10 protein-coding genes are annotated in these 9,940 nt (G+C 44.5%); all 10 read right to left on the bottom strand.

What is annotated here, in order from left to right; genetic code table 11:
* Positions 1-107: 107 nt before the first annotated feature.
* Entirely contained in the window at positions 108-794 is a 687-nt protein-coding gene (locus ADA55_RS10540) for an FMN-dependent NADH-azoreductase (protein ID WP_048683221.1), read from the bottom strand.
* Positions 795-832: 38 nt separating this feature from the next.
* Entirely contained in the window at positions 833-1,678 is an 846-nt protein-coding gene (locus ADA55_RS10535; RefSeq protein ID WP_048683220.1) for a VOC family protein, read from the bottom strand.
* A 4-nt stretch (positions 1,679-1,682) separates the two neighbouring features.
* A complete protein-coding gene (locus tag ADA55_RS10530) occupies positions 1,683-2,087 on the bottom strand; it encodes a DoxX family protein (RefSeq protein ID WP_048683218.1) in 405 nt (134 codons plus the stop codon).
* Between the two features lie 140 nt (positions 2,088-2,227).
* Positions 2,228-3,046: a nicotianamine synthase family protein gene (locus ADA55_RS10525; protein ID WP_226990446.1), complete on the bottom strand. Its 819-nt coding sequence runs from the start codon at positions 3,044-3,046 to the stop codon at positions 2,228-2,230.
* Complete coding sequence (locus tag ADA55_RS10520; protein WP_048683215.1) at positions 3,024-4,361, bottom strand: MATE family efflux transporter; 1,338 nt, start codon at positions 4,359-4,361, stop codon at positions 3,024-3,026. The genes ADA55_RS10525 and ADA55_RS10520 overlap by 23 nt, the downstream gene beginning before the upstream one ends.
* A 68-nt stretch (positions 4,362-4,429) precedes the next feature.
* Entirely contained in the window at positions 4,430-5,194 is a 765-nt protein-coding gene (locus ADA55_RS10515; protein WP_048683213.1) for an ABC transporter ATP-binding protein, read from the bottom strand.
* Positions 5,191-5,988 carry an ABC transporter ATP-binding protein gene (locus tag ADA55_RS10510; protein WP_048683210.1) on the bottom strand — a complete coding sequence of 266 codons (798 nt, stop codon included), beginning with the start codon at positions 5,986-5,988 and terminating at the stop codon, positions 5,191-5,193. The genes ADA55_RS10515 and ADA55_RS10510 overlap by 4 nt, the downstream gene beginning before the upstream one ends.
* The gene (gene nikC / locus ADA55_RS10505) at positions 5,985-6,824 is read right to left on the bottom strand and encodes a nickel transporter permease (RefSeq protein ID WP_048683204.1); all 840 of its coding nucleotides are present in this window, start codon (positions 6,822-6,824) and stop codon (positions 5,985-5,987) included. Before nikC ends, ADA55_RS10510 begins: the two co-directional genes overlap by 4 nt.
* Entirely contained in the window at positions 6,815-7,768 is a 954-nt protein-coding gene (gene nikB, locus ADA55_RS10500; RefSeq protein ID WP_048683199.1) for a nickel ABC transporter permease, read from the bottom strand. The genes nikC and nikB overlap by 10 nt, the downstream gene beginning before the upstream one ends.
* The gene (gene nikA, locus ADA55_RS10495; RefSeq protein WP_048683195.1) at positions 7,769-9,298 is read right to left on the bottom strand and encodes a nickel ABC transporter substrate-binding protein; all 1,530 of its coding nucleotides are present in this window, start codon (positions 9,296-9,298) and stop codon (positions 7,769-7,771) included.
* Positions 9,299-9,940 lie beyond the last annotated feature (642 nt).

Raw genomic sequence — 9,940 nt, 5'->3', positions numbered from 1 at the left:
AAGCCATAAAAATAGACAAACTCGATTTTCATCGAGTTTGTCTACAGTCTAAAGGCCCCCATTAATATGGAGGCCTTTCTTTGCCTGCTATTCTTTTCGCTTTGCAATCAGAATGCTTCAGCCGCTTTTGCAACCTTTTCCAAACCATCCGCGATGATTTTTTGTGACCGATCCGGATACTGATTATGGCCTTCAATGACCACGGTTTCCGGATTGTTGATTCCCCATAGCCCAATGATATTTTTCACTAAACTCACGGCCATTTCAGCGGAAGCCATTCCTTCTAATCCATAATCAGAACCGCGGGCATTCAATAGCATGACTTTTTTATCTCCAGCATACCCGACAGGACCTTCCGCCGTATAATTGAACATTTTTCCTGCTTGTGCCAAATAAGAAAGATAGGTGATTAACGGTGCAGGAACCGTTGAGTTCCATAGAGGGAAAGCGAATACCACTTTATCCATGGCCATGAATTGATTTAAATATTGGTCAACCAGTTTTGCGGCACTTTCCTCTTCAGCTGTCAGTTCAAGACCTTGGTTGCGTTTATATAGTCCGGTAATCGCCGTATTTCCATAGTAAGGAAGATCTTCTTTAAATAAATCCAGCTCGGTTACTTCATCGGCACGGTGTGTCTCTTTATATGTTTGTAAGAATGAGTCATACATTTTCGAGCTGATTGCCTGATCTGCAGGACGATCGTTCACTTTCACGAATAACACTTTTGTCATTTTCCCATTCTCCTCTGCAGCGGCTTCTTTATTTCCAAATAATCTGCTTAAGAATCCCATTATCCTCTCACCATTGCTTTCTATATTATTCTTATCATTTAGACCACTAAATGAATCTCATTGCCTGATGGATCTGTTACAGCGAAAAACCCTTCTTTTTCCGTGACGACAGCCCCGATTCCTTCCAGTTGCTCCGTTACTTTGTTTCTCGCTTCTTCATCTGCATAAACGAGTGTATACCAGTTTAGCCCCACACTATTTTCCTTCGGGGCAGGGGCACCAACGCCATTCCATGTGTTCAATCCGATGTGATGATGATATCCGCCGGTTGAAGTAAAGAGCGCTCCTCCATATCGATTCACGACGGCAAACCCAAGACCTTGCATGTAAAACTCCTCCGTTTTACGTAAATCCGCTACATGCAGATGTATATGCCCCATCAAGGTACCTGCAGGCAGTTTGCTCCACTCACCATCGCTTTCTTTCAGCAGGTCATTCCCATCCAACGGATCTGTGCCCATTTCGACCTCCCCGCCAGCCCATCTCCAATCAGCTGATGGCCGGTCAGAGTATACTTCGATGCCATTTCCATCCGGATCGGTAATGTACAGCGCTTCACTCACTTCATGATCCGCCGCTCCAAATGGATATTTCGTTTGAAGTAAATGGCGTAAAAAAATCGATAAGTCGGCACGGCTCGGCAGCAACAGGGCAAAGTGATATAAGCCCGTCGTCCGCCCTTCTTTCGGAATCACATCCGCAGGCTGCTCAAGTATCAGCAACGGGGTTTTTCCGTCTGTCGTCAAAACAGCTTGCCGGTCGGTTTTCTTCAATACTTGAAGACCGATGATTTCTTGATAAAACAGAATGGCCTTATTCAAATCCAGAACATTTATACTGACTTCGCCAACAAATGTAATTGGTTTTTGGTGAAATTTCTCCATATTGTCACTTCCCTTTTTTATTGAAAATCACGTTATCCAAAGAAAGAACCGTGCGGTTGGCACATGCTAGATAGACAGACATCGCAAGCAGTGCCAAGTCCAATTCGTAACCCGCCGCTTGCCCGTTTCCTAGAAAACCGGCAGGTAATTTAGCCGTGAAAATCGCCCCCGCCATAATGACCGCAAATAGGACGGAAACGATTCGTGTTCCCAAACCCAGTATAACCGCAAGTCCTCCGATCAATTCGATTCCTGCAACGATGTAAGCCATGAAGCCAGGAATGCCAAGGCTATCAAAAAATCCCGCCGTATTTCCTAAGCCCCCTTGGAACTTTGAAACGCCGTGAATGAAAAAAGTAAGACCTAATATCACCCTTAAAAAAACGTGGGCTGCATCATTTTTATTCATGTATGAATTCTCCTTTTTGTTGGTTACTTTATGTAAGTAATTATATTTTCATAAGCTTATAATGTCAAGTAAGTTTATTGGAATTTCTTTTTTCCCCTAAATAAAAACGAATTGCCGAAGCAACTCGTTCCATGGTGCCACTATTTAAATGTGTAATAAATGGTTGAATTGATGATGAAAGAATCCGCAATGGTTCTCCCGACTTCCTCACATGCCACCTTACTGAATTTTGTTGCATCAACGGGCTCATATATTAATTGATGAATGCCGTCCACCGACCGTATTGCGACGGTTGCATCAGGGTTTGTCTGATATATCCGTTCCATTATTTCTTCTTTATTAGGAACCAGGCTGGCAATCCACACCAGGTCGAACTCCGTGTAGTCATGAAGGGCGCCATCATTCAAGATATAGTCTGAATCCCCTTCTTTATCCAGTTCTTGGACGATGCGCCGGCCAAGTGAATGGGCTTGTTCATCAATATCGAGACATGTCATTTTCGCACCCAACTCCCGTTTTAGCAGCAAAGGACTTAATGGCAGAGGCCCCGTCCCTACAAATGCAAATGATCGAATATCATTTTTCACCTTATTCAATTCATTGATTTCCGTTTGAATCAGTTCTTTGTAGTTATCCCAATAAATGAAAGAACGGAGGTCATCCAGGGAGTTCACACTGCCAACGAATAATTCGGCATAATGATTCTCCATCAATGTTTCAGCAATCGCCAGCTTTCCAAGCATGGTATCCCGAATCGATCGGATTTCATCATGGTTAAGAATTTCTTCTGCCACATGCTGGTCCAAAGGTTTCGATATCATCGAAACCAGTTCGGCCAAAACGCGATTGATGATTTCGTTATTTGGTGATAAATCATCTTCTTCTAGTAAAATTTTATAAGTATCCATATATGTATGAATGATTTTCTCCTGATTTCTAGACCATTTGATCGTTTTCAAGGCGCACACTCCTATTTGGAAATATTTTTTCGCTTAACCGTGGTATATACAATGCCAAAAATACCGAACGTCCTAGGCTGAATACTGTAAAGGCCAGCCATAATGCATGGTTTTGATAGGCAGGGACAAAAATATAAAGTGTTATCATAAAGGCAATCAAGGAATAAATCATCGAGTTACGAATCGGGGCAGCTTCTGTTGCCCCAGTAAAAACACCGTAGAAAACGATGCCTACACTGGCCGTTAAAGGAAACAAAATAAGCCAGATTCCATAAATGTTTGCCAGCTCGATGACACTTGGTATCCTTGTGAAAAGTGCTAGGATGGCATTACCGCATAAATAGTAACTGACAGCGAGCAATATGGAGGACAGAACACCCCACTGCAACGACAGGATCAGGGTCTTTTTATATAAGTGCTTATCTCTCGCACCAATCGCTTTTCCAACAAGGATGCTTGAAGCATTTGCGAGCCCGTCAAAGAAGTAAGCCATCATATAGTGAATTTGGATGAGTACGGCATTCGCCGCCAATATCTCCGTCCCATATGAGGCCCCCTTTGCCGTGAAGATATTAAAAACTGCCAACAGGCAAAGCGTCCTGATGAATAAATCCCGATTCACCGACATCATTTTCTTAATGGATGAAGGATCGAACATCTCTTTCAACGGGGGCATTTCCATTCGATGCGGCGACGCTTTCACAATAATGATCAGTCCAATGAAAAAGGCGGTCACTTCCGAAAGGAGGGTCGCTATCGCTACCCCTGGCACACCCCACTGGAATCCATGAACAAATAGGAAATCCAAGGCAATGTTCATCAGGTTCATGAACACCTGTAAAACTAGCGAAACCTTGATCTTGGACATCCCCATCAGCCATCCCAATATGACGTAATTCATTAAAGTGAATGGGATTCCCCATATTCGAATGCTGAAGTATTCTGCCGCATATCTTCGCACATCAGCATCGGGATTCATCAGTGTTAAGGAAACCTGTTCAATTGGCCCCTGAAGCAGGATGAAACCTCCCCCTGCAACAATCGCCAGTATAAAAGGCCTTAAAAAGGCTAAAACGCCTTGCTTTCCGTCGTTTGCCCCAAGTGCTTGTGCAGCAAATCCCGAAGTGCTCACACGTAAAAAACCAAACAGCCAATATAAGGTATTGAATATAACCGTACCTATAGCTACGCCGCCTAAATAAGCAGGGTTTGGCAACTGACCCACAACAGCGGTGTCCACCGCGCCTATCAATGGCGTCGTTATCGTCGATATGGTCAGAGGAATGGCCAAGGCCAAATATGATCGATGGTTCACCTTACTTCCTCCTTAAGTATCAAACTGCGACTTAATCAAAATCATTACGATTTAAAACTCAAACTTCATTATTCAAACATCGAAATCAGTTCTTTTGTGTATGAATGGCGATCGCTGCAAAAAAGCTGTTCTTTTTCGAATGAATCCACAATAACACCCCCTTTCATCACCATGATCCGTTGGCTCATCTCCTGTACAGCCGATAGATCATGAGAAATAAAAAGGTAGGAAGTGTCCAAAGTCTCCCGCAGCCCGCCTAACAATTTCAGCAATGCCGCTTGCGACAGCACGTCCAGGCTTGAAGCCGGTTCATCCAATATAATGAGGGCCGGTTCGATGCTGATTGCACGTGCAATGGTCACCCGCTGCTTTTGTCCGCCGCTTAGCTCATGCGGGTAACGTTCAGCAAAACTCCTTGGAAGCTCCACCGTTTCCAGGAGCTGTCCGATAAAGTTCGCTTCACTTGTATACGTAAAATATTTCAAATTGACCTGGCTGCCAAATTGAAGATATGGATCCATTAGTGAATCCTTTATCCTTAGTTTTGGATTTAAAGCCGATGCAGGATTTTGCAAAACGGCCTGGATGTTCTTGCGATACGGTTTTAAACTGCGTTCGCTTTTGTTTTGCAGCTCGGTTCCTTCAAATAGGATGCTGCCCTTGTCAAAAGATTCAATCTGAAGGATGAGTCTTGCCAGTGTGCTTTTTCCGCAGCCGCTCTCCCCCACTAACCCGAGGCATTCCTTCCTTTCCATGCTGAAATTCACGTTCCTTAGTATTTCCACTCCGTTATCATAGCTTTTATGGACATTTCGCACGTCTAATAAACTCATCCTGACACTCCTTCAAGCTTAAATGGAATTCTCCTCAATGATGGCGATGATTGAATCAGTTCATTCGTATAAGCATGCTGCGGATGATTCAATACCTGATTTTTATCACCGGTCTCTATGATGGACCCGTCTTTCATAACCGCAATGCGGTCCGCATACTTCCTGACATGACGTAAATCATGAGTAATGAACAAGATTGCACATCCGGTTTCTTTTTGGAGCTTTGATAATAGCTGTAAAACCTTAAAGGAAGATACACTGTCCAAGGCTGTGGTCGGTTCATCCGCTATCAAGATATCAGGTTCAAGCAGCAGGGCCATTGAAATGGATACGCGTTGAAGCTGACCGCCGCTTAATTGAAAAGGGTATCTGCCGTAGATATCTTCATTCAGGCCCACCGATATGAGCGCATTGACCGCTTGCTGCCTCCTTGCCTTTTTGGAAAGGTTCAAATGTGTTCGCTGATATTCGTCGAAATGCTGACCGATGGTAAGGAATGGTGTGAATGAACCCTGGTAATCTTGAAAAATATAGGCCAGGCGCTTTCCGCGAACCTTCCTGATTTCTGAGGAAGATAGGGTTAATAAATTCTTTTCCCCGTACCATATCTCCCCCTTTGCTTGAAGATTGGGTGCAAGCAGCTGACATATTGCCATGGCCGTCATGCTTTTGCCGCTCCCGCTTTGTCCGACAAGTGCGAACCACTCACCCTCCTGCACATCTAATGAAAGATCCTTGACGATATGATTTTGCTTTCCCATGATATGCAGCTGCCTCACGGATAAAATGCTCATGATCCCACCTCCTTTTTCACATCGAATGCATCGCGCAAATAATCACCGAGCATGTTGGTTAGAAGAACGACAAATATAATGGCGAGCCCTGGGTAAATCATCAGCAACATATTGGATTGAAAATATGGACGGGCATCATTCAGCATGGCTCCCCACTCCGGTGCCGGCGGCTGTGCACCGAGCCCGATATATGATAAGGAAGATATGAGCAAAATGATTTTTCCTAAATCGAGGCTAGAAAGGACAAGCACATTCCCGATTAGGTGCGGAAATAGATGCTTCCGCATGATCCCAAATGAACTTAATCCATTGATTTTAGCAACTGTGACATATTCCTTCTGACGTTCGGTGATCACCGTACTTCGCACAAGCCGGGCATAATTCACCCATTTCACCAGAACGATCGCCAAGAGGAGATTTTCGATTCCCGGACCTAATAAACCGCTAAGAACAATGGCAACGATCGTATCTGGGAAGGCGAGAAACGCGTCGGCAATGCGCATGAAGACCCGATCGATCAGACCTCCTTTAAAACCGGCAATCATCCCGAACGGGACGCCGATGATAACTGCGGCAAACAAAGATAAGAGGCCGTAGCCAACCGTCAGCTGTGCGCCAAGCAGAAGGCGCGTCAATACATCACGCCCTAGATGATCCGTCCCTAACGGATGTTCCATGCTCGCCGGCCATAGCCTTTCTTCCAGATTGACCAGTGCCGGATCATGTTTCAGAATAAGAAAGGTGTAAGCCGCAACGGCAAGGACTGTCGCCATCACTGTAAATAGGACGGGCATTCCCCAGCGCCTCTTGGATTTTTCTTTGATAACTAACTCCATTTTCCATGTTTCCTTTCCTTCAGTCTTAGCTCCGGATTTAAATAACGATAAGATAAATCAACGGCACTATTAACCATGAATACAATGATGGCCATGACCAGCAGGTACCCTTGGATGACTGGATAATCCCGCGACCGAATCGAGTCCACGACCATCTTACCTATGCCCGGATAGGCAAAAATAACTTCAATCACGACTACACCGCCGATCAGGCTGCCAAGGCTGACGCCGAATACGGTAATGACCGGGGGCAAGCTATAACGAAATGCATGGGCAAAGAATATCCGCATCTCTGAAATCCCCCTAGATCGGGCAGCCCTGATGAAATCATGACTGAGGGAATCTATCAAACTCGAACGCAGCAAACGGACGTACACACTTGTGATGGCCAGCCCCAGCGTGACCGACGGCAGAATCAAAGAACGAAACCCGTCCCTTCCCATCGTTGGAAGGGCTCCCCATCGTACCGCAAATAAATCTATCAAAAGCAGCCCCAGCCAAAAGCTAGGAATGGCTGCCCCCAATAAAGAAACGGCCCGGCTGAATTGATCGATCCAGCTCCCCCTGTACAAGGCAGCAAGCGAACCTAACGGAATCGCTATACCAAGCATGACAAGCAATGCACCAACCGCCAGCTCAAGTGTTGCAGGCAGCCCGCTCATGATCATTTCCATCACAGGCTGATTCGTCAGGTAGGAATGCCCGAAATCCAACCGGATAAAGTCCGCAAACCAATTGCCATACTGCACGAACAGCGGATCATTGAACCCTAATTCTTCACGAAGCTCATTGACTTGCTCGTTTGTGACCGACACATCATCCACTTGGAGTATCGAGAGAACCGGGTCGCCTGGAGCAAGCCTAACAAAAAGGAAAGAAATGAATGTAATCACAAGAACAAAAATCGCGACCTCAATGAATCGGCGGACTAAGATGCGAAGCATTCACTTCACATCCAATTCATTCGTCAGCATGTAGTATTCGCTTCTCGAAGTGATCCAGTTTTTAACTTTATCGGCATCATAAGCAACAAGTGTATTCGGATGTAAAATGAATGAATTATACACTTGTTCATCCACATACATCGCAATTTCCTCAGCTAAATCCGAGCGCTCCTCCTGCCCGACCGTCACGTTCAGCTCATCAATCAGGGACGTCAGGCGATCATCATCAGCCCCACTGAAGTTCAAGGCACCCTTTGGATGATAAGTAGCATTTAAATAATAACCGGCATCCCCTCTCGGAGCCGTTAAATTGCTGTAGGTCGTTAAATCCCAATCGCGATTGGAAGCCATATACTCTTCAGGGATTTCTATTTGCTTGATTTTCACATCAATCCCCAACTGACCGGCATCCGATTGAAAAACTTGGGCAATTAACGGCAGGTCGGCACGTGAACTGTATGTAAGTAGTGTAAACGTTAACGGTTTACCGTCTTTTTGCATGACACCATCCACTTTCTTATATCCCGCCTGATCAAGAAACGCCTTAGCGGCTTCCATTCCATTGGCTTTTTTCGGATAATCCGGAGCAAAAGAGAAAGTGGATGGGAATGGCCCCGTCGCCACTTCTGCATGACCATGTAAAATCGTTTCCGCAATGGATGAACGATCGATCAAGGCATCAACCGCCTTCCGCACGTGTATGTCCTGCAATGCTTTACGTTCCAAATTCATCGTCATTTGATGTACGCGGAAAGTCGATGTCGATTCAACCTTCACACCATCTTTCGCCTCTAAATTTTCCAGGCTTTCCACTTCCGGACGGAAAACAATATCAGCGTCTCCCGATTCAAGGGCAAGAGACCGTGCATTGGCATCTTCATTAAACGAAAACCTGGCTCTCTCAAGCTTTGCGGCTCCATCCCAGTAAGACTCATATCGGATTAAATCAACAGCCGTACCTGGTATGAATTTCGAAACGGCAAATGGCCCGGTTCCTATCGGCTTGTTTATATAGTCACTTTCCTTCACATCAATAATCGATGTATTTGGATGAACCAATTCAGAAGGAAACTCAGGAAAAGGAACCTCCGTCTTAATGGTCAGCGCATTCCCGTCCGCTTCAATCGACTCAATCCGCAAAGCATTCTTGATCGCCGGACTATCTTTCATCGCCCTCTCCAAGGAAGCCTTCACCGCTTTGCCATCCATCGGCTTTCCATTCTGAAACGTCACACCCTCCCTTAATTCAAAATTCCATAATTGACCATCCTTGCTATCCCAGCTCTTCGCCAGCCAAGGTTCGATGGTCAAATCCTCATCATTGAGATGGACCAATGTCTCAGTGATGCCAGCCCTAAGCGACACATAACTAGTATCAACATTCGGATCAAGCGAGCTAGTCGCAAAATTAAAAAGCAAGTTCACTTCTTTCTTCCCTCTTGCTTGATCCTTCGCAGACTCGGTGGAACAAGCAGCCAAAAGAAAGAATGATAAACATGCAATAAAAATCAATTTACATTTTCTGAACACGATATATTTCCCCCATTACCTCAACTATTTTTATTGGCTGTTTTAAAATCGTATTGATTACGATTTAGATTACAGCTTTACCATCATGACAAACGACGTAACACATCGCCGATTGCTTATCCGAAATCAAACTATGTAACCCTCCTCGAGAGTAAACATCCATTCACGAGTAAATGTGCTAAACTCACGAGTATTTGCTCCAAACTCACGAGTATTTGCTCTAAATTCACGAGTATTTGCTCTAATTCACGAGTATTTGCTCTAAACTCACGAGTATTTGCTCCAAACTCACGAGTATTTCCTCCAAACTCACGAGTATTTGCTCCAAACTCACGAGTATTTGTTCTAAATTCGTGAATAACAGCTCTAAATCTCTTGCAATAGCACCAAATTATTAAAAAATGCACCAAATTCTCGATTTATTGCACGAATCCTCCTTTTTCAATCCATTCCTTCAGCCCTTTTCGTCAAATAAATCAAAACGATTACGATTTATACTTTAAAACACTCTCTCTTGTCTTGACTGTCTTCCATTATAAAACGTAATGATTACTGTTTACAAGGTTTTTTTGAGTTTTATAGATTATCGGATGCCAGTTCCTTCTATAGGTTGGCTTTTTGATTAAGTAAAAAACTCCTGAA

Origin of the sequence: Bacillus sp. 220_BSPC (genome assembly GCF_001054655.1) — a bacterium.
Classification (GTDB): domain Bacteria; phylum Bacillota; class Bacilli; order Bacillales; family DSM-1321; genus Peribacillus; species Peribacillus frigoritolerans.
Note: the sequence above shows the minus strand (reverse complement) of the source record. Positions and strands in the feature narration are given on the sequence as shown.